This window comes from Pseudomonas aphyarum (genome assembly GCF_028657055.1).
GTDB classification, from domain to species: Bacteria; Pseudomonadota; Gammaproteobacteria; order Pseudomonadales; family Pseudomonadaceae; genus Aquipseudomonas; species Aquipseudomonas aphyarum.
Genome location: NZ_JAMDGS010000019.1, coordinates 73,622 through 94,056, shown reverse-complemented (window position 1 = coordinate 94,056; position 20,435 = coordinate 73,622). Strand labels below are relative to the sequence as shown.

The following is a 20,435-nucleotide window of genomic DNA, read 5'->3' as shown; positions in this document are numbered from 1 at the left end:
AACAGATACTTCAGTTAGTTGTGCGTGCCGGTTGTACCCGTGGTACCGGTGGTACCCGTTGTACCGCCGTTGGCACTTCCACCACTGTTGGACGCCGCTACAGCACTGGCGACCATGGCAGTACTGGCAGCAGGCGCTGTAGAAGCCGCGACACTGCCAGATACATTGGTCACTGCTGTAAGCGGCGCTTCAGCTGCGGAGGCCCAGTTGCTCAACATCGTCAACAGGGCGATCGCCATCACTTTCTTCATATCAACTCCTTTCTAACATCGCACCTAACATCGGGTGTTCGTTAGAGGTGGTAGAGTTCAAGTCGCAAAAAGCGCGAACAAGATCCGTTGTTCTTTCACAGTCTTACCCAACTGATAAAAGTCGAACGGCAGGTTTATATCTACGGACTTGCAAAAGGCATTGCCAGTCTAATTTCCCGACGATATCTAACAACCTGACTGAAACTAACATTGCACTAAAACGCCATCATCCCTGATAACCCCGTGGATGATTCGATTGCCAGCGCCAGGTGTCGGTGACCATGTCCTGCAAGTTGCGCGTGGCTTTCCAGCCGAGTTCCTTCGCCGCCTTGGAGGCATCGGCCCAGCTCTCGGCAATATCCCCGGAACGCCGTGGCATCACCCGGAACGGCACTGGCTGCCCGCAGGCCTGCTCAAAGGCCCGCAGCACCTGCAACACGCTGTAGCCGTCGCCGGTGCCGAGGTTCCAGGTATGAATGCCGGTGCGGTCGGCGATCGATTGCAGGGCTTTCAAGTGCCCGTCCGCCAGATCGACCACGTGGATGTAGTCACGCACGCCGGTGCCGTCGACCGTCGGGTAATCGTCGCCGAAGATCGACAATTCCTTCAGGCTGCCGACCGCCACCTGGCTGATGTAAGGCACCAGATTGTTCGGAATGCCGTTGGGGTCTTCACCCATCTGGCCGCTGTGGTGCGCGCCGATCGGGTTGAAGTAGCGCAGCAGAGCAATGCTCCAGCGCGGTTCGGACTGGCACAGGTCGCGCAGCACGTTCTCGACGATCAGCTTGGACTGGCCGTAGGGATTGGTCGGATTGCCGGTAGGGAAATCCTCGCGAATCGGCATCTGCGCCGGCTCGCCGTAGACCGTGGCGGACGAGCTGAATACCAGCCGGAACACCCCCGCCGCTGCCATCGCCTGGCACAGCGTGATGCTGCCGCTGACGTTGGTTTCGTAGTATTCGAGCGGCTTGCGCACGCTCTCGCCCACGGCCTTGAGCCCGGCGAAATGCAGCACGGCATCGATGGCGTGCTGCTGGAAGATCCGGTCCAGCAGGGCCCGGTCACAGACATCCCCGCGAATCATCAGCGCACTTTTGCCGCAAATGGCTTCCACCGCGTGCAAGGCGGCGTCGCTGCTGTTGCAAAGATTATCCAGAACTACAACTTCATAACCTGCTTCAAGTAGTGCAAGTGTGGTGTGCGAGCCGATATAGCCGGCGCCACCCGTTACCAGAATCTTCATAGCGCGGTCCATAAGTGGGAAAAGTGCCAACTCGCGTGTCAAGCGCTGTTTGTTTAATGTGTGTCTTGATTCACACAAACAGCGCGACAACAACCAGAAACAAAAACAGTTCAATCACTGGCTATAAATATTTTTACAAGCCAAACTGTATTGCCTGGTACTTATTAGCACTCCCGCGCATTCATCACTATCAACGGATGCCGACTAAAAATAACCAATAACTGTCAAACCGACATCTCATAACATTGTCGTGTTTTACACTCATTGCTATTTGCCACTCATCTCCCGAGTCAGGTATTAAAGTACAGCTTCAATAACTTGCAACCTTTCGTTATTGCAATAAACGATGGCAGTGCGCCATGAATGACCAGGAAACTTTTATGATCCGTAAATGTTTGTTCCCCGCTGCCGGTTATGGCACGCGTTTCTTGCCGGCCACCAAAGCCATGCCCAAGGAAATGCTGCCGATCGTCAACAAGCCGTTGATCGAATACGCCGTTGAAGAAGCACGGGACGCCGGCCTGCAACACATGGCCATCGTCACCGGACGGGGCAAGCGCGCACTGGAAGACCACTTCGACATCAGCTACGAACTCGAACACCAGATTCGCGGCACCGAGAAAGAGAAATTCCTGGCCGGCACTCGCGAGCTGATCGACACCTGCACCTTCTCCTACACCCGTCAGGTGGAAATGAAAGGCCTGGGCCACGCGATTCTCAGCGGCCGCCCGCTGATCGGTGACGAGCCTTTCGCCGTGGTGCTGGCGGACGACCTGTGCCTGAACCTCGAAGGCGACGGCGTGCTCACGCAGATGATCGAGCTGTACAAGAAATTCCGCTGCTCGATCGTCGCCATCCAGGAAGTCCCGCGCGACCAGACCCACAAGTACGGCGTGATCGCCGGCGAGGCGATTTCCGAGGGCATCTACCGGGTCAACCACATGGTGGAAAAACCGGCCCCGCAAGACGCACCGTCGAACCTGGCGATCATCGGCCGCTACATCCTCACGCCGGACATCTTCGACCTGATCGCCGACACCGAGCCGGGCAAGGGCGGCGAAATCCAGATCACCGACGCCTTGATGAAACAGGCGCAGAACGGTTGCGTGCTGGCCTACAAGTTCAAGGGCTTGCGCTTCGACTGCGGCGACGCCGAGGGTTACCTGCAAGCGACCAACTTCTGCTACGAGAACGTTTACCTCAAGGGCCGCTGAGCGGCCCCCACTGATTCATTGCAGCACGCACATCCAACGAGGCAACCATGAACATTGCACAACATTCCGCAGAGATTGAACGTGAGGTGGACAACCTCGGGGTGATGAGCTGGTTATCCCGCCATCAGCCATTGCCCAGCGCCAATGGCCCGTGGCTGGGCACCCTGCTGCTGGTCGATCGCCTCGGCGTGTTTCCCTCGTCCGGGGACATACGCCGACCGATGCGCGATCCCTATCCCCTGCTCGCCCACCTGAAACGGATCTACGGCGAGCAAGCGCTGGAGGTCGATGACCGCGACGGCCTGAAAGTGATTTTCAGCGACTGGCGTTTTCGCGTGCGGATCTGCTGCAACGACCCGGCGATCATCGTCAACGTGGAAACCCGTTGCGTGACGCAGTTGATGCCGCAGAAAACCGCAGAGCTGCTGAGCCATCTGGATCTGTTCGACAACTGACGGCTACTTCGAAGTCTCGCCACAGCTGTCCTGTGGCGAGACTTTTTGCTGTCCGCCCACGACCCAACGATAGAAGTAATCGGCAATCACCCGCCCGCCTGTGGCCGGCACCGGATGAATCTTGTCCGGCCCGATCATGGCCGCCGCGTAGCGTTTGACGTCGGTGCCGAACGCGCATTGTAGATTGGCGTAACCCAGCTGTTGCTCACGGGCCCAGGGCTCGATGACCTGCGCATAAGCCGACATCGGATAGGCGCTGGAGCGGGTGGTGTCCTGACGCAGGATCAGGTTGATGCTCGCCGCCGGTTGAATCTCGCGGAGCATGCCGACCAGCCCCTGAACGTTATGCAGATACTGCTCGGGCTTCACGCCAATACCCTGATCGTTGCCACCGAGCATGATCAGGTAAATGTCTGCGGGGATCTTCGACACCACGGCTTTCCACTGCGCCTGCCAGCGCGCATCGTCGTGATAGAAATCAGCCGACGCCGCACCGGACGCTGCCAGTTTCGATACCCGAACCCCGTTTTGATCGTTGCTCAGCCACAGGCCGAACAGGGTCGGCGCGCCCTTCAGCACTTCCAGTCTGAAAGCCCAGTCGGTCGCGGACGACGTGCCGGGAAGCGGAACTTCCTGAACGCCCTCGCCTGCGAGTTTCAACGGCTGCCAGTCGGCAGAGGGTGACCAGCGATAACGCAACTCGCTGGACTCGCCGTTGCCGAGGTAGAGCAGTTTCGCCTGAGTGACGGCGGTGTTGATGGCAGGCGTCGGGCTGGCCTCGACTTGCAGCCAGGCGCCGGGGCGTCCGGTCACCGTGCGGCTGTCGGGGCTGGCTTGGCCGAGACCGGAGACCTGCCAGTCACCGCCGAAGTATTTCTCGCTGCTGCGGGTGTACTTGAAATGCGTGCCGCCCAGCGCTGCGCCGTGGTTGAAGCCGACATAACCCGGCCCGGCAAACCCGACCTCCCCGGCCACCCGTTGCACCAGTTTGTTCAGGTAGAAATCCTGCCCGGCGCTGTAGCTGTCGCCGATCACCGAGATCGACAACACCTTGCCGGCCTTGCCTTCACGCCACTGGCCAAACCGCTCGCGAGCGTCGCCGACCTGCACCACCGACGCCGCTACCGGCGGGACATCATCAACAGCCAGCATGAATCGCTTCCTTCATCGGGTCTGCGCCACCGGTGCGATGGTCGCCGCCGGTTTCTTTTTCGTCGCGGCACGTTCGCCGAGGAACAGCACGGAGGTGAAGTTGAATCGACTGAAAATCATCGACAACACCACCGGTCCGAGCAAGCCACAGGTCACGCCGCAGAACACCAGCACGCTTTCGTCTTTCACGCCGAGGCGGCCGAGGATCGAGCGCGACGTGGCGGCGAACAACACGTGAAACAGGAAAATCGCATAGGAATAACCGCCGAGCCAGGTCAGCGCCTTCGAGCGCATGTCACTCGACAGCAACGCGATGCACGACACGCAGCCCACCGTCAGGCCGATCAGGCTGCGGCGGTCGACGATCAGCTCGCGGTCCACCGACGCCACGTACAACAGCGTCACCGAGATCAGCACAAACACCAGCGGGCCGATCACCTTGAACGTCTGCTTCAGCTCGCTGACTTTCTCCTGGCCGATCATGCCCGCCACAAAGAACGGCAGCAGATAAATCGCCCCGTTGATGCCGAACGCGTCCAGCGGAAACGGCGGCAACAGGAACACCGCCGCCGCGAACGCGAATAGCAGATACAGACGCGTCGGTGTACGCAGCAACCCGCGCCATTCCAGCAGGCCGACGAACATGAAAATGATGAACACCGCCTGCAGGAACCAGAAGTGGTTGATCGGCACATAGAACGACAACAGCGCATCGATGACGCTGACGTCCTTGTTCACGCCCGGCCCCACCGCCTGCAACACCGAGAACGGCACACCCACGCAGAACAGCGGCACGATCAGGCGCCGCACCTTGCCGCTGAAGAACGTGGAAAAGTCATTGCCGCGAATCTTGTAGATGGAATAGATGTAGCCGGAAATGAAAGTGAACAGCGGCATGCGCACGTACACCATCGAATCGGCGATCACCCGGAACGGCGAGCCGATGTCGATTTTCAAACCACCGCCCAGCGGCCCGATCACGTGATAGAGCACCAGCAACAGGCACGCCAGGCCACGCAGGGTTTCGATCTCCAGGGACTTTTTCTTGCTCGACATAAAGCACCCGCCTCAATTCAGAATTCTTGATTCAACCTTCACCGGTTTGTTCGCCCGCAACATCAACCCCAGGCCCACGAACAGCACCGGCACCACCATCGAAAAGTGCCGGGCGAACGAGCCGAAGTCCGGTTCGAACAAGCCTTGAACCAGCAGGAACGCCAGCGGAATCGCGATCAGTTCCTTGGGCTTGGTCTGGATCGGCGCGCCCTTGTAATCGGTCGAGGTGATGACTTTGAACAGCAGCAACGCGGTCATGATCATCAACGCGACGAAGATCACCTGGCCCGGCCCGGACAGCAGGATCAGCTCAACGGGAAACGACAACCGGAAGAAAATGATCATCGAGTCCAGGGCCTGCGAGACGAAGTCGCTGCCGCTGAGCCACGAGACGATCAGCGATTTGGACCCCTCTTCGCCCGCCGTGCGCAGTTCGTTGTTGCTGGCGCGAATCGACGACACCGGAAAACCCAGCGCCAGCTGGATCGCCATCGCAACCGCCAGGTAGAACAGGAACAGCATCAGGAAGAAGGTCGTGCGCGAGACGTATTTCTTCATCACGCAGACGCCGACCCACGACAGCGAAAACAGAATCCAGTACGGCCGGATCAGAACGCCGTAGATCACCGCCGAGAGGAAAAATCCGCCGCGATATTTGCGCGTCAGCGAGCTGAACAGAATGCTCAGCACCGCCACCGACACGATGATTTCCTTGGTCAGGTTTTCCAGAAAAAACGAACGCACGATGCCCCACAGGCACAGGGTTCCGAAGATGGTCAGCGGCATGCGCCGGAACACCACTACGGGAATTGCCGTGAGGAAGAAGTTGCAGAACATCCCGTAGGCCCAGGCGTTGGTCAGGTTGATCCCGGTGGGCCGCAGCAGGAACGCCGAACACTCGTAGGACGAGCGATCCGGCGAGAACGGGTTCCAGAAATTGCAGTTGTCGGCCCGGGCGTAGGACGACCACAAGGTCATCGCATCCGGGCCGGGATCGCGGGGAATCAGCAGCGGCATCGCCACCGACAGAAACAGCCCGGTGAACAGGATCAGGAACGACAACGAAGAATCGAGACGGCGGCCGCGAAACTCGATGCACGGCAGTTTCAGGCCCATGACACGACAGCCTTTTTTGCGCACGTGGCACGAGTCAGCAGCGCAATCACCCCGAGCTGCACGATGATCGCAAAGACGTTGCCCCAGGCCGCGCCGTAGATCGAGTAGTGCTTGATCAGCAGGTAACTGACCGGCACTGAAACCATCAGACAAATGGCCGCGCTGGCGAGGGATACCCGACTGTTTTTCGAGGCGATCAACCCGCCCCAGACGATGTCGCCAATGGCGCGCAGGGCGAAGGAGAAAATCAGCACGCCGAGGATGCCGTTGTCCGGACGCGGAACGCTGGTGGCGACGTAATCGAGCACCACGTTGAAGAACAGATAAATCCCCACCGCGACCGCCGCCGATACCGCCAGCGAACGTGCGACCCATTTGTTCACGAACAACTGCCGGACCGTGAACGGTTGCTGATCGGCCTGATAACGCTTGGCGAGCAGCGGAATGCCGACCACCGCCACCACCGCGTAAGACAACGCCTGCAAGGTGTTGGCCGCTGACCACGCGTACACGTATTTACCGAGGCTGGCGTAAGGTTCGAGGTCGATGATCAGAAAGCGCTCGGCGTATTGACTCAGGGCGATCAGACCCGTGCCGAGATAAAACGGCAACCCGGCTTTCCACACTGCGGCGGTGGCCAGCGTCCCCTCTTCCCGCCCGCGATGGACGTTCACCACGATCAGGTAACCGGCGACGATCACCAGCACGTTGGCGATGACCCACAGCCACAACACGCTGGCGATTGCGGACACCCAACCAAGCGCCATGCCGCCCACGGCCAGTAATGCCCAGAGCCCGGTCTTGATGAAGAACAGCAGCGCACCCGCCGTGGCTTTCTGCGCGGAAAACACGAACGAGTTGATCTCGAACGACAGGTGTTCGGTGAGCAGCACGAGCGTCACGCACGCGATCAACGCGGTGGTCGCTTCAACCGACTGGAACAGCGAATAAATCACCACCGTCAGCACCGACAACGCCAGGCCCACGGCCAGGTACAGCAGCAGCACCTTGTCCACGACCCGGCGGGAACTGCCGCCCACGCTGATCAGCCGGTTGATCTCGGAACTGAAACCGACGCTGTAGAACTTCGACGCGATCAACGACGCCGCGACCACCACGCCGTAAAAACCCAGTGCCTCGTAACCGAGGTAATGGGTGATGGCGAGCACCAGCAAGAACTTCGCGCCCAGTGCCCCGCCCCGCAGCAACAGCCGGAATATCATCGAATGACGCCCTTGATGATGTCGTCCATGGCCACGGTTTTCGCCTCGATCTCGCGGCAGGTGTCGGTCAGGCGTTTGCCGAAATTCGACAGCGCGTCAGGTGCGTAAACCGTGTCGATGATGGTGTCGACATTGATGTCGCCGCCGTTGATGACCCAGTCCTCGACGCCCATGTCCTGATAGGCGCCGAAGCCTTTGCGCTCGTAGCTGATGTGGTACGCCGGCACACCCGAGAGCAGCGATTCGATCGCGCCGTGCAGGCGCACGGAAATCACCAGGTCCGGTTGGTATTTGGCCAGCGTCGCCTTCAGCGGCAGCAGGTCTTCGGTGATGCCCAGCTCGCGATAGAACGCGCCGTCATCGTTACCGCGCACGGCGCTCTGTACGGCGCAGACCACTTTGCTTTTGTTCTTCAAGCGCTGCAGCAGCACTTTCAGGTTGGCCACGTAGGCGAGTTTCTTTTCCTTGCTCCACGCTGGTGGTTTGCGCAGTACAACGCACACCGTGGCCGGCGTCGAGGCGCAGCGGGTGAACTTGGGTTGCTGAAGGATCTTGCCGGCCAGCGCCTGCACTGCGAGGTCCGGTGCGCGGTAGACATTTTCACAGGCATCGAACAGCGCGGAGGAACGGTTATCGCGCACGAACACCGCATCGGCGCTGGCGTAATGGCCGACGATCTTGTCGCTGTCGCCGTGGAACGGCCCGATGCTTTGCGGCAAGTACACCGACGGCACTTTGCTGAGGATCGCGGTTTCCAGCTGCTTGGCGTGGCCGAGTTTCAGCTTGATGTGCTCGAAGGCGCTCTTCGAACGCATGTAGCCGCCGCCGACGCCGACGATCAGATCGGTTTTCTTCAACAGATCCGCCAGCCCCGCGTAGGACTGATTGAGGAATACCGCTTCTTTGACCCGGCCCAGCCCCTTGGCCGCCATCACCGGCGCGTCGAAACGCGGGTGCGGCAGGTATTTGAAAGAGTCCGGATCGGACGCCACAACGCTGATCGCGGTCTCTTCGCCAAAGTTGCGCTGCACCAGCGCAATGGCCAGATCGACCAGCAGACCATCGCCGGAGTTGGAGGCACTGTAGCCATGCAAAATCGTTACGTTCATGAGCGGAGTTCTACTTAATAAGAGGGAGCGGAATACACGTCGTAGGTCTGGCGGATCATCAACGCGGCGCTGAAACGCTCGCGGACGATGCGCCGACCTTCGATGCCGAGGGCCGACAACGCAGGCTTCTGGATTTTCTTCAACCGATCGGCCAACGCTTGGTGATCACCGGCAGGAAACACGTAACCGGACACACCATGGGTGACCAGTTCAGGCAACGACGTGCAATCGCTGGCGATCACCGGCAGGCCCAGCGCCATGCCTTCCAGCGGCACCATGGCAAAGCCTTCCCAGCGGCTCGGCACGATCAGCGCATCGGCTTTCTGATACAGCGCGTGCACTTCGGTTGGCGTCACCCAAGGCAGGTATTCCACCCCGTCCAGCGGAGGACATTCGACAACGTCCTCGTTCACCGCGCTGCCCACCACCGTCAGTTTCAGGTCGCTGCGTTTTGCTTCGCTGTAGGCCTTGAGCAACACGTCGAAGCCTTTCTGGTAGTCGAGGCGACCGACGAACAGCAGATGAATCGGTGCCGGATCGTTGGCCTTGCGTTCGTCATGCTTGTGATCGATGCCGTTGTAGATCAGCGTCATGCGCTGGCGCTCGATGCCAAACTTCGCGGCCTTGTCCAGCTCGAACTGGCTGACGCAGATGATCTTGTCCGTGACCTTCTGCAGCACCCGCTCGATCCACGCATAGACTTTCTGCTTGATCGGCGAGCTTTCCATCAGGAACGAAAACGCATGGGGGCAGTAGACGATTTTCGGCTTGCGCCACGGCCGCAGGAGCACGCACACGCAACGGCCGATCACCCCGGAAAAGGTGCTGTGCAAATGCACCACGTCGGGTTTTTCCTTGAGCAGGACCCGCGCCAGTTGCCCGGCAAAACGCAGCAGCGACGGCACATTCCGCCCGCTTCGGGCGAAGGTGCGGATCTGCTGTGCATCGATGCCGTGCAGTTCTTTCTTCTGGTCGAGCGGGACCAGATACACCAGCTCATAGCGCCCGTCTTCCGGAGCCGCCGAAATCGTGCGGATGACCGTCGCCACCCCGCCTTTGATCGTTTCCGCCACGTGCAGTATTTTTTTCACAACCCACCCACTTTCATGCCTGTAAGGACCGTCGCTGAGATTCAGGACTGGTCGGACGCGTATTCGTAGTTGTAATAGCTGCCGTTGCCGTAATAGCTGGCCGCGCGCTTCTCGACGCCGTTGAACACCGCGCCCTTCAACTCGATACCGTTCTGGGCGAAACGACGGATCGTCATTTCGATTTCCTTGGCCGGGTTCACCCCAAACCGCGCAACGATCAGGCTGATGCCGGCTTCGCGACCGACAATCGCCGCATCCGTCACGGCCAGCAGCGGTGGCGTGTCGATGATCACCACGTCATAGCGCTCACTGAGTTGCGCCAGCAGTTCGCGGAAATTGGCGTGCATCAACAGTTCGGAAGGGTTCGGTGGAACCTGGCCACGGCTGATGAAGTGCAGGTTGTCGACTTCGACCTTGTTGATCGCCTGATCGAGGGTGCAGCGCTTGACCAGCAGATCCGACAGACCGTTGGTGATCGGCGTGTTCAAGGTCTTGTGCAGATGCCCCTTGCGCATGTCGGCGTCGATCAGCACCACCCGCTGCCCGCTCTGGGCCATGACCGCCGCGAGGTTGGAAGAGACGAAGGTCTTGCCGACCTGCGGGCTCGGGCCGGAAATCATGATCCGGTTGTTGGTCGAATCCAGCGCCGCGAAGTGCAGGCAGGTGCGCAGGCTGCGGATCGACTCGATGGACAGGTCCGTCGGGTTGCGCAGGGCCAGCAGATACGCCGGCGTGTCTGCCGCGACTTTGGCCCGGACTTTTTTGCTGTCCTCTTCCTGTTGCAGGGTGCTGTAGGGAATCGACGCGTAGACCGGCAAGCCGAGTTGCTCGATCGCTTCCGGCCCTTCCAGGCCCTTGCTCAGGGATTTGCGCAACAGCACCAGCGCCACGCCGACGAAGGCGCCGAGGAAAGTGGCGATCAGCACGATCAGGGCTTTTTTCGGTTTGACCGGGCTGGTCAGGTCGACATCCGCCGTATCCACCAGACGCACGTTACCCACGGCACCGGCGCGGATGATGTCGAGCTCCTGGGATTTGTTCAGCAACTGGGTGTAGATCTGCGAGGCGACTTCGACATCGCGGGTCAGGTTGAGCAATTCCTGCTGCGTGGCCGGCAGGTCCTGAACCTTGCCTTCCAGCGAACGCTGTTGCTGGGTCAGTTCACCGATCTGGGTCATCAGCGCGCGATAGGCCGGGTGCTGTTTGGTGAACTTGCGATCCATCTCCGCCTGTTGCAGTTTCAGCTCGGAAATCCGCGTTTCAAGCGCGACGGACTGGCCGAGCACCGATTGGGTTTCCAGCGAGATGTTCACGGTCTTGCCGTGGGTCTGGTAGGCGTTCAGCGCATCGCTGGCCTTGGCCAGATCGCGTTTGACCTGCGGCAACTGACTTTGCAGGAAGGCCAGGCTTTGCGCGGCTTCGGCCGAGGTGCGGCGTACGTTCTGATCCACGTACAGCGAAGCAATCTTGTTGAGGATCTTCACCGCTTCGGCGGCGTCGCTGCTGGCCAGGGCCAGACGTATGATTCCGGACTCCTTGCCTTGCTCGGAGATGTCCAGCGCGTCCTGATAACCCTGAATGGTCACGATGCGCGGGTAGCGCACCACTTCGAAACGGGTCCCGGGGTTGGCCAACAGTTGTGCGACCTGCCCTTCTACGCCGTCCTGCGCGAAGGCTTCGCCCGCCACGCCGTCGACCAGCAGGTTGTCGTTGTCGTCGAGCAGTTGGAAGCGATGTTGTTCGCCGGCGATCAGGGTGAGTTTCTTGCCCAGCAGCTCCTTGGGCAGATTGAGCTTTGCAAACTCCAGGCGTTCACCGCCCCAGGCGTAGCTGCTCAGGCCGAAACGCGGCAGCGCGACGCTGAGTTCGCTCTCGCCGCGATAGCGCCGGGAAAGAAAGCCGCCGATCAGCGGAAAGGTGTTGGGGGTGACGTCGATGTCCAGGCGCAGATCGTCGACCGTCTTGCCGATCACCGCGCGGGATTTGATGATGCCGATTTCGGTCACCGACGGCGATTGCCCGCCGAGCATGCTGTTAAGGTCGGAAAAACCGAGCATGTCGTTCTTTTTCGGTTCGACCTGCACCAGCGCGTTGGCCAGATACACCGGCGTGGCCAAAATCGCATAGGCCACACCGGTCATCATGAACGCGCCGGTGAACGCACCGATCAACCATTTCTGATCGATCAGGCTGCCGAAGATGCCGAGAAGATCAATACTGTCTTGATCGTTGTCGCGGGTGCCGATTACTGACGGTAACTGCATAAGTCTTTCTTACCATTCACTGAACTGAAGAATATTCATCAACGCGCCAGGCGTTGCGCCCATGAGCTAACAGCATCTTCAATCAATGCATGGGCATGAATAAAAGCGGCTTGCCCCTGACGATACGGGTCCTGTATTTCTCGTTCGCTCTGCCACTTGCCCAGCAGAAACACTTTGCCCCTGGCGTGAGAGGCAATCTTCAGTACTTGATTAACATGTTGTTTTTCCATGACCAGAATCAGGTCTGATTCATTGACGATGTCCGCTGTCAGTTGCCGCGCCGTAAACCCGTCGGCACTGTGGCCACGGTCTTCCAGAACCTGGCGTGCGGTCGACTCCATGCCTTCGCCGACCCGCGCAGACAGGCCTGCGGAGGTCACGCTGATCGCCGAAGGTGTCAGTGCATTGCGCAACAGAAGTTCCGCTGTCGGACTTCGGCAGATATTGCCTACGCAAACGACAAGAATCTTTTTGAACAAGGTTTACTTTCCCGTGTAATGTCAATCGGCCAACATGCCTTGCACATTCGAATGAACCCGCAAGACCTTCCTTCACTCGGAAATAGATTCACCCGTTAATACCGGTGCATTAAGTACCACGGCCTCTAAAAGTCCCCCAACCAGAATTACCGGACTAAAAATAACTGTGATTTTCGGGCGAAAGTTTTCCGACAAAAAATAACATTCGTGCACTTCGCGCCCTCTTCGTCATCGAAATACAGGCAACGAGATAACTATTGGCTAGATGTCATTCTCATCAGGAGAGCAGACATGAAATCAGCACATCTCAAACATCTTGGTGCCGCCGCCCTGTTGATGCTCAGTGCTACCGCGCAGGTTCACGCCAGCGCGTTGTTCCCGTCACTGCCCGCCAGAACCATCGGCGTTCAGGTCAAGATCCAGAACTTCACCCCGGCCGATGCCGAGCAGATCAAAGCGGCCGGATTCAGCTTTGTGCGCTTCGGCGTGTGGAGCGACAGCCTCGGCGCCAAGGCCTATCAGAAACAGATCAGCGATGCGTTCGCGGCGGCGCGGTCTGCCGGGCTGCCAGTCTTGATGACCGTGCGCGCCACCAAACCGTTGACCGGCGACCTGACGAGCGCCGGTGAAGCGTTCGCCAACGCGGTGACCGGGCTCGAGCAAACCTGGAGCACGCAACTGGTGGGGATCGAAATCTGGAACGAGCCGGATCTCGACACCTACTGGCCCACCGGAGACTTCAAAAACACCTTCGTGCCGTTCATGACGGCCATGTGCAAGACGCTGCAAGGCAAGCCGCAATCGACGCCTCTGGTGGGATTCGGATTCGCCCGCCCGCCGACGGCCGGCTCCGCCTCGACCGTGGCACTCAACAGCATCCTCGGCACTTATCCGCAGTGCCTGGATGCCATTTCCTACCACCCCTACGGCATGACCGCGACGCAGATCAGCAACGCGCAAACCTTCATCCAGCAAAACTTCCATCTGCCGGGCGTCATCAGTGAATGGGGCATCTCAGCGCTCGCCTCCAACGGCGGGCCGGAAGGGCAAGCGAGTAAAATCTCTGCGTTCATTGCCGATGTTAAAAAACTCAACATCCCGCTGACGTCGATTTACGAATGGAAGAACAGCGAGTCGGGCAGTAACGACCGGGAGAAGAATTTCGGCTTGCTGACCTCCGACGGCCAGTCGAAACCGGCACAAACGGCGGCCTCGACCCAGCTCAACGCCGAATAGGCGCTGCGCAACGGGTCGGTTGCTTTGAACCTGTGGTTCTTTTTGGCATCGTATTGATCGATAACGCGCCCCGCCTTTCAAACAGCCGTTTTCAGGTTGTTGCCAGCGGGGCGCTCGATACGCCGACATGCCCTTGAGTGGCTGCCGACGCTCGGGTAATGTCACCAGACCCATAGGACAGAGCACGCTCATGACTTCCAAGCTGGAACAACTCAAACAGTTCACCACCGTCGTGGCCGACACCGGCGACTTCGAAGCGATTGCCCGGGTCAAACCGGTCGACGCCACCACCAACCCTTCCCTGCTGCTCAAGGCCGCAGCCATTCCGGCCTACGCCGAACTGCTGAACGCCAGCGTGCGCGACTGCAAGGGCGATGTCGGCCTGGCCAGCGACCGTTTCGGCGTCGCGGTCGGTCAGGAAATCCTCAAGGTCATTCCGGGCCGCATTTCCACCGAAGTGGATGCGCGCCTGTCGTTCGACCAGGACGCGGTGCTCAAGCGTGCGCACCGTCTGATCGAGCTGTACGACAAGGCCGGCGTCGGCCGTGACCGCGTGCTGATCAAGATCGCCTCGACCTGGGAAGGCATCCGCGCCGCCGAGATCCTCGAGAAGGAAGGCATCCAGACCAACCTGACCCTGCTGTTCTCCTTCGCTCAGGCCGCGGCCTGCGCCGATGCCGGCGTGTTCCTGATCTCGCCGTTCGTAGGCCGCATCTACGACTGGTACAAGAAGGCCAACGGCAACGACTACACCGGTGCCGAAGATCCGGGCGTGCAGTCCGTGACGCGCATCTACAACTACTACAAGGCCAATGACTACAAGACCGTGGTCATGGGCGCGAGCTTCCGTAACCTCAATCAGATCGAGCAACTGGCCGGCTGCGACCGCCTGACCATCAGCCCGGACCTGATCGAGAAACTGGCAGCCGACACCGGCAAGCTGGAACGCAAACTCGCTCCGGGCCACGCTGGCGAGGCACGTCTGAGCCTCAACGAAGCGCAATTCCGCTGGTTGTCCAACGAAGACGCGATGGCCACCGAGAAACTGGCCGAAGGCATCCGTCAGTTTGCCCGCGACCAGGAAAAACTCGAGGCGCTGCTGCAAGCCAAGCTGTAATCGGCCGAGCGCAAACGCAAAAAGGGCGAACCCTCACAGGTTCGCCCTTTTTTGTGCCTCGCGGTCTGGCTGATCAGTGCCGTTCGAGGGCATTCACCAGGTCATGGAACGCTTCGCGGTTGGAGTCGTTCAGGCCCATGAGGATCTTGTGCGCTTCGAGCACCTTGATCCGCACCACCTCTTCCGACTGATCCTGGTCCGGCAGGTCATCGAGGCATTCCGGGCACGGCACGGGATGGTTGACGATATTGAACACCTGCTCGAAACCCATCGACTGCAACAGACGGGTGATGTCTTCGTGGGTGGTGACCACGGTCGGCAGCAGGCCGACCTTCTGCCGCGACAGGATCGACAGTTTGGCCAGCAGGCCCAACGTGGTGCTGTCGATACTGCGGGTTTCGGTCAAATCGATCACGATCGCGTTGAAATTCAGCGCGGTGAAGATTTTTTCAATAGTCGCATCCAACGCCGAACACAGGGTCAGGCGAACTTCACCGACGAACTTCAGGACGAAGGTGCCGTCCTGCTCGGCGAACTGGATTCTACCGGTACTCATTAAAGATTCCTGCTCAACACCAACAGGGCGATATCATCCGGCATCTCCCCTAGCGTGGCCAATCCAAAAACCTGCCGCAGACCATCCAGGCTGCCGCCCGCCGACTTGACCCGTTCGGGCAAGGCGGCTTCTTTTTCTTTGAGTGTGGGTTCTGGCAAAAGATCCAGAATGCCATCAGACATCAGCGTCAGGCTGAACGTCGGTGGCAGCTCGAGCACGTGGTCTTCGTAGGTGGCTTCGTTGAAAAGCCCCACAGGCAGACCGCGCCCCTCGAGGTAGCGAACACTGTCAGGCGTGTACAACACAGGCAACGGCAGATGGCCGCCGATGCTATAGGTCAACAAACCGGTCTCCTCGTCGATGACTCCACCGACCATTGTGACGTGTTTACCCAGCTTACAACTGATCAGCCCCCGGTTGATATGACCGAGGACTTCCGAAGGCTTGAATTCCGGCAGCGTGCCGTTGCGCTTGGATTCGAACAGCAGGCGCGTGGTCATGAACTTCAGCAGCACGGTGACAAACGCTGAAGAGGCGCCATGACCCGAAACATCCGCCAGGTAGAACGCAACCCGGCGCTCGTCGACCCGGAAATAGTCGACAAAATCACCCGACAGGTACAGCGACGGGATGATCTGGTGCGCGAACCTGAACTCGTCGATGCTCCACGGACTTTCCGGCAGCATGTTCATCTGCACCTGGCGACCGGCGTTCTGGTCTTCCTGGAGCAGGTTCAGGCTGGCTTCGAGTTCGCGGTTGGCCTTTTCCAGTTTCTCGCGGTAGCGCTGGTTTTCCAGCAGCAGACGCGCACGATCCAGGGCCCGGCGCACGGAATGCTCGAGCACGGCCAGATCTTCGAGAGGCTTGATCAGGTAATCCGCCGCGCCCAGGCGCAGGGCCTCGACCGCGTCGTTCATCACGCCGGCGCCCGAGACCACGATCACCGGTGTCTGCGGTGACCGCTCAGTGACCTGACGGATGAGTTCGAGACCGCCCATCTGCGGCATGCGCAGATCGCAGATGACCAAGTCGGGCGTGTCTTGCTCGAATACCTGAAGACCCTGCTGGCCGTTACTGGCCTGCAAGACGCTGAAACCACTGTCTTCCAAATAGGCCGCGAGGCTCGCGCGCACTACTTCGTCATCATCGATTATCAGCAGCGTGGCACTGGTTTTTGGCATGTGGGCAAACGGCGCCAGAATTAGGTTGGCGTAGCAGGCGGGGCAACGGCCCGGCGCAGACTACTGGATTCGCTTTCTAGCCTCTCTGCTGCACCGCTTCGGAGCGTTTGCCCCGCACACGGTTGCACCAGAGGTGCCCTTCTAAGGCGCAGACGGTACTCCCATCCTTCGAGCGTTTCAAGCATGCGCCGATGGTCGCTTGGAGACTTTGTTTGTCAAATCACTCGCAGTTATAAGAACGGCTTCAACCGTAACCCAATCATTGGACGCGCCCACAAAAAAGGCGACCTCGCGGTCGCCCTTTTGTACTGATCAATCGAGATCAGAAATCGTCTTCGACCTGCCCGTCCTTGACCTTGAACTCGCGGTTCTGCAGGTAGGCGTTGCGGATGAAGGTGTACTTGTCGCCGCTGATCAGCTTCTCGCTCGACAGCAGGCTGGCGCGGGTGTCGACGATGTTCAGGCCGAAAATCGAGTTACGCACCGGCACATCGTTAATGTAGCGGTACGGGCCGGTGAAGCTGTCGACGTACTTGGACGGCGCGTCGCGCAGGGTGCTCGGGCCCATCAGCGGCAGCATCACGTAAGGACCGCTGCCAACGCCCCAGTAGCCGAGGGTCTGGCCGAAGTCTTCGTCGCTGCGGTTCAGGCCCATCTTGGTGCCGACGTCGAAGAAACCGAGCAGGCCGAACGTGGTGTTGAAGATCAGGCGCGCGGTGTCGACGCCAGCGGCAGCGGGCTTGGCCTGAAGAATGTTGTTCGCCAGGTTGGTGACATCACCGACGTTGCGGAACATGTTGTGGATGCCGTCTTCCAGGAATTGCGGAGTAACAAATTCGTAGCCTTGCGCCAAAGGCTTCAGCGCATAGGTGTCGACGAAATCGTTGAACTCGAAGATCGGACGGTTGACGCTTTCCCAAGGGTCTTCTTCCGTTGCGGCCTGAGCGGCGAACGGCACCAGCATCACGCTGGCACATACACAAAGCTGAGCAAGAGGATGGCTCCAGCGCATAGAAAACTCCTTGGATAGTACGGACGCAGCACCTGGGCCGCGACGATAAGTGCGTCAGTATAAGACGGAAATGCTGCTTTAGGCAGTTCCCCGGTGAATCCCTCTGTAGGACGCTTCGTCATTGGCCTGTCATGCAACTGTCACCGATGTTGCCTAGCCTGATCGCTATTTCAGGGACGTTTTCCATGCCTCAAGCCGAAGCCTTGCCCCTCGCGGCACCGACGCTGACCGCCGTGCTGTTCGGACTTAGCGGCTGTCTGGTGGACTTCGGCGCCCGCGCCCGTCATCACACCAGCGTCGGCCCGGAACACGCCGACGTCACACCCGGCGCCCTCGACAGCCTGCGCAGCCTTCAGCGCCAGCAAATCCCCTGTGCCTGGCTCGATGAGCTGTCGACGGCCTGCACTCAAGTCCTGTCCTCGGCGCTGCCTGACTGGATCAAACCGTCGCAACATTCGGCAACAATCAATCCATGGCCGGCGCCTAATGCCTGCTGGCAAGCGTTGATGGGCTTGAATGTCGATCGCCTCGACGGTTGCGTGCTGGTCAGCGGCGAACCGCGCCTGCTGCAATCGGGCTTGAATGCCGGGTTGTGGACCATTGGCCTGGCGTCCTGCGGTTCATTGTGCGGGCTGGCGCCCAGCGAATGGCAGGCCCTGAGCCAGAAGGAGCGCGAACAGCTGCGCGGCAAGGCGACGGTGCAACTGTTCGGCCTGGGCGTGCACTCGGTGATCGATCATCTGGGCGAGCTCGACACTTGTCTGGCGGACATCAGCCTGCGTCGTCTCAAAGGCGAAAAGCCCTGACCGGGATCATGCAGGTTGGCCAAGAGTGGATTAGTCTTAAGGAGAGCCATAGACCTTTGGCGCACGGCTGCGGTCTATGCCAGTGCCTCTCGATAAAAGGAAACAACCATGCCCGCTCAAGAACTGCAAAAACAGCTCAATGCCCTGCGCGAGCAACTGGATCAAAATCCTCCGCTGACCGAAGCCGAGCGCGCTGATCTACATGCGCTGATGGAACAGATCGAACTGGAACTTGAACTGGAAACGAAGACCCAGGACTCCAGCATTGCCGACGGAGTGAATCTGGCAGTTGATCGCTTCGAACTCGAACATCCCGCCATTGCCGGCACGTTGCGCAACATCATGAATTCCCTGGTCAGCATGGGCATCTGAAACCCGCGAATGCAAAAAAGCCCTGCCATCACTGGCAGGGCTTTTTCATGTCCGCGAGGCGGGTTACTGACGAACCAGACGGTGGTTCGGCAATTGCACGCTTTCAGTGCTGCGGTACGGGTTGATGTCCAGCCCGCCCCGGCGCACATAACGCGCAAACACCGTGAGTTTTTCCGGCTTCAGCAGGCGCTGCAGGTCGAGGAAGATCCGCTCCACGCACTGTTCGTGGAAGTCCGAGTGCTGCCGGAAGCTGACGATGTATTCCAGCAGGCTGGCGTGATCCAGCGCCGCGCCACGGTACTCCACCACCACGCTGCCCCAGTCCGGCTGGCTGGTCACCGGACAGTTGGATTTGAGCAGATGGCTGTGCACGCTCTCCTCCACCACGCGCGAATCGTCGCATCGCAGCAGTTCAGGACGCGGATGCTCGTAGTTGCTGACGCTGATGTCCAGATCGTCGATGCACACGCCCGGCAACGCCACGACGCCTTCGGCTTCGACGTCTTTCAGGCTGCGAACCCGCACGCCCACCGGTTTGCCGGCAGCAGCGGACAAGTCCTTGACCAGCGTCGCTTCGAGGCTCGCGATGTCGGCGAACGGCGTCTGGTTCAGCGAGTTCAGGTACAGCTTGAACGACTTGGATTCGATGATGTTCGGCGAGTCCGCCGGAATGCTGAATTCACCGATCGCCACCACCGGTTTGCCCGACGGCAGCAGCCACGACAGCTCGAAGCAGTTCCAGAAATCCACGCCTTTATACGGCAGGGTTTCGGCGGTCAGGCCCAGCTCGGCCCATTTCGCGGTGCGTGGGATCGGGAACAGCAAGGACGGCGTGTACGTGGCGATGTATTCGCTGGATTTGCCCAGCGGCGAATGTTCGGCTGCGGGATGCATGGCGGAAACCTGACTGAAGAATCAGCGGATTCTACCAGCCTTTGCTCCCGCCTTTGAGTGCTTACTGACTGACAGTCAGTTTGCCGACCATTCCGGCCTGGTAATGCCCGGGAATATTGCAGGCAAATTCCAGGTTCACCGCTTTGCTGAAGGTCCAGGTCAGCTCGGCGGTCTTGCCCGGCTCCACCAGCACGCTGTTGGGGTCGTCGTGCTTCATGCCATGCCCCTTCGAGCCGTGATCCATGCCCGCCATGTCGTGGGACATTTCCTTCATGCCGGTCGGCGTCAGCATGCCGCTTTGCTGCATCTGCAACATTTCCTGCTGATGTTTTGCATGCATCGTTGCGTCGCCGAGGTTGAATTCGTGCAGCAACTGGCCTTTATTCACCAGCACAAAACGAACGGTCTCACCGGCCTTGATCTCGATCGCCTTCGGATCGAAGCTCATGTCGCCCATCACCACTTCGATGCTGCGGGTGGCCTTGGCCGCCGGGGCCGGCTGCCCGAAGTCATAGGTGTGCGCCGGCGATGCCCACAGCGGCGAACTCAGCGCCAGCAGACACGCGGCAAGGGCCAGACGGTTGCGCAAAAACATAGTCGTACTCCAA

At 59.6% G+C, this 20,435-nt stretch carries 21 protein-coding genes; 6 read left to right on the top strand and 15 right to left on the bottom strand.

The window, feature by feature from the left end:
• Positions 1 to 14: 14 nt before the first annotated feature.
• Both M5G18_RS27135 and galE read right to left on the bottom strand, forming a co-directional pair.
• A complete protein-coding gene (locus M5G18_RS27135) occupies positions 15 to 251 on the bottom strand; it encodes a hypothetical protein (protein ID WP_003226528.1) in 237 nt (78 codons plus the stop codon).
• Between the two features lie 226 nt (positions 252 to 477).
• Complete coding sequence (gene galE / locus M5G18_RS27130) at positions 478 to 1,494, bottom strand: UDP-glucose 4-epimerase GalE (protein WP_221533886.1); 1,017 nt, start codon at positions 1,492 to 1,494, stop codon at positions 478 to 480.
• A 380-nt stretch (positions 1,495 to 1,874) separates the two neighbouring features.
• Here galE and galU point away from each other — a divergent pair, with 380 nt between their 5' ends.
• Positions 1,875 to 2,708 (top strand): UTP--glucose-1-phosphate uridylyltransferase GalU, encoded by an 834-nt coding sequence (gene galU, locus M5G18_RS27125; RefSeq protein ID WP_011335161.1) that lies wholly within the window; start codon positions 1,875 to 1,877, stop codon positions 2,706 to 2,708.
• A 47-nt stretch (positions 2,709 to 2,755) separates the two neighbouring features.
• On the top strand, positions 2,756 to 3,163 hold the full coding sequence (locus tag M5G18_RS27120) for a phosphohexomutase domain-containing protein (protein WP_085748361.1): 408 nt from the start codon (positions 2,756 to 2,758) through the stop codon (positions 3,161 to 3,163).
• Positions 3,164 to 3,166: 3 nt separating this feature from the next.
• Here M5G18_RS27120 and M5G18_RS27115 read toward each other — a convergent pair whose 3' ends face one another.
• The 8 genes from M5G18_RS27115 to M5G18_RS27080 are packed head-to-tail and all read right to left on the bottom strand — an operon-like array spanning position 3,167 to position 12,653.
• Positions 3,167 to 4,315 (bottom strand): SGNH/GDSL hydrolase family protein, encoded by a 1,149-nt coding sequence (locus M5G18_RS27115; protein ID WP_273900290.1) that lies wholly within the window; start codon positions 4,313 to 4,315, stop codon positions 3,167 to 3,169.
• Positions 4,316 to 4,327: 12 nt separating this feature from the next.
• Entirely contained in the window at positions 4,328 to 5,371 is a 1,044-nt protein-coding gene (locus tag M5G18_RS27110; RefSeq protein WP_273900291.1) for an acyltransferase family protein, read from the bottom strand.
• A gap of 12 nt (positions 5,372 to 5,383) precedes the next feature.
• On the bottom strand, positions 5,384 to 6,487 hold the full coding sequence (locus M5G18_RS27105; protein ID WP_007951624.1) for a hypothetical protein: 1,104 nt from the start codon (positions 6,485 to 6,487) through the stop codon (positions 5,384 to 5,386).
• Positions 6,478 to 7,710 carry an MATE family efflux transporter gene (locus tag M5G18_RS27100; protein ID WP_273900292.1) on the bottom strand — a complete coding sequence of 411 codons (1,233 nt, stop codon included), beginning with the start codon at positions 7,708 to 7,710 and terminating at the stop codon, positions 6,478 to 6,480. The genes M5G18_RS27105 and M5G18_RS27100 overlap by 10 nt, the downstream gene beginning before the upstream one ends.
• Positions 7,707 to 8,819: a polysaccharide pyruvyl transferase family protein gene (locus M5G18_RS27095; RefSeq protein WP_273900293.1), complete on the bottom strand. Its 1,113-nt coding sequence runs from the start codon at positions 8,817 to 8,819 to the stop codon at positions 7,707 to 7,709. The genes M5G18_RS27100 and M5G18_RS27095 overlap by 4 nt, the downstream gene beginning before the upstream one ends.
• A gap of 14 nt (positions 8,820 to 8,833) precedes the next feature.
• Complete coding sequence (locus M5G18_RS27090; protein ID WP_273900294.1) at positions 8,834 to 9,910, bottom strand: glycosyltransferase; 1,077 nt, start codon at positions 9,908 to 9,910, stop codon at positions 8,834 to 8,836.
• 41 nt (positions 9,911 to 9,951) lie between these two features.
• Positions 9,952 to 12,174: a polysaccharide biosynthesis tyrosine autokinase gene (locus M5G18_RS27085; protein ID WP_273900295.1), complete on the bottom strand. Its 2,223-nt coding sequence runs from the start codon at positions 12,172 to 12,174 to the stop codon at positions 9,952 to 9,954.
• Positions 12,175 to 12,212: 38 nt separating this feature from the next.
• Positions 12,213 to 12,653, bottom strand: coding sequence for a low molecular weight protein-tyrosine-phosphatase (locus M5G18_RS27080; protein ID WP_273900296.1), 441 nt, complete (start codon positions 12,651 to 12,653; stop codon positions 12,213 to 12,215).
• A gap of 291 nt (positions 12,654 to 12,944) precedes the next feature.
• On the opposite strand from M5G18_RS27080, the gene M5G18_RS27075 reads away from it, so the two are divergent.
• Together M5G18_RS27075 and tal are read left to right on the top strand one after the other, a co-directional pair.
• Entirely contained in the window at positions 12,945 to 13,889 is a 945-nt protein-coding gene (locus tag M5G18_RS27075; RefSeq protein WP_273900297.1) for a glycosyl hydrolase family 5, read from the top strand.
• A gap of 190 nt (positions 13,890 to 14,079) precedes the next feature.
• Positions 14,080 to 15,006 (top strand): transaldolase, encoded by a 927-nt coding sequence (gene tal / locus M5G18_RS27070; RefSeq protein WP_273900298.1) that lies wholly within the window; start codon positions 14,080 to 14,082, stop codon positions 15,004 to 15,006.
• A 73-nt stretch (positions 15,007 to 15,079) separates the two neighbouring features.
• On the opposite strand, the gene rssC is transcribed toward tal, so the two are convergent.
• From rssC to M5G18_RS27055, 3 genes are all read right to left on the bottom strand, one after another.
• Positions 15,080 to 15,562 (bottom strand): anti-sigma factor antagonist RssC, encoded by a 483-nt coding sequence (rssC, locus tag M5G18_RS27065; RefSeq protein ID WP_003226553.1) that lies wholly within the window; start codon positions 15,560 to 15,562, stop codon positions 15,080 to 15,082.
• Positions 15,562 to 16,743 (bottom strand): two-component system response regulator RssB, encoded by a 1,182-nt coding sequence (gene rssB / locus M5G18_RS27060; RefSeq protein WP_273900299.1) that lies wholly within the window; start codon positions 16,741 to 16,743, stop codon positions 15,562 to 15,564. Before rssB ends, rssC begins: the two co-directional genes overlap by 1 nt.
• A gap of 322 nt (positions 16,744 to 17,065) precedes the next feature.
• Entirely contained in the window at positions 17,066 to 17,755 is a 690-nt protein-coding gene (locus tag M5G18_RS27055) for an MlaA family lipoprotein (RefSeq protein WP_085608221.1), read from the bottom strand.
• A 185-nt stretch (positions 17,756 to 17,940) separates the two neighbouring features.
• Between M5G18_RS27055 and M5G18_RS27050 the strand changes: the two genes are divergently transcribed.
• Together M5G18_RS27050 and M5G18_RS27045 are read left to right on the top strand one after the other, a co-directional pair.
• Positions 17,941 to 18,561, top strand: coding sequence for an HAD superfamily inactivated hydrolase PcrP (locus M5G18_RS27050; RefSeq protein ID WP_127799026.1), 621 nt, complete (start codon positions 17,941 to 17,943; stop codon positions 18,559 to 18,561).
• A gap of 108 nt (positions 18,562 to 18,669) precedes the next feature.
• Entirely contained in the window at positions 18,670 to 18,933 is a 264-nt protein-coding gene (locus tag M5G18_RS27045) for a DUF4404 family protein (protein WP_179694268.1), read from the top strand.
• 63 nt (positions 18,934 to 18,996) lie between these two features.
• Here the strand turns inward: M5G18_RS27045 and queF are convergent, their stop codons facing one another.
• Positions 18,997 to 19,827, bottom strand: coding sequence for an NADPH-dependent 7-cyano-7-deazaguanine reductase QueF (queF, locus tag M5G18_RS27040; protein ID WP_085608218.1), 831 nt, complete (start codon positions 19,825 to 19,827; stop codon positions 18,997 to 18,999).
• A 61-nt stretch (positions 19,828 to 19,888) separates the two neighbouring features.
• A complete protein-coding gene (gene copI / locus M5G18_RS27035; RefSeq protein WP_273900300.1) occupies positions 19,889 to 20,422 on the bottom strand; it encodes a copper-resistant cuproprotein CopI in 534 nt (177 codons plus the stop codon).
• Positions 20,423 to 20,435: the final 13 nt, after the last annotated feature.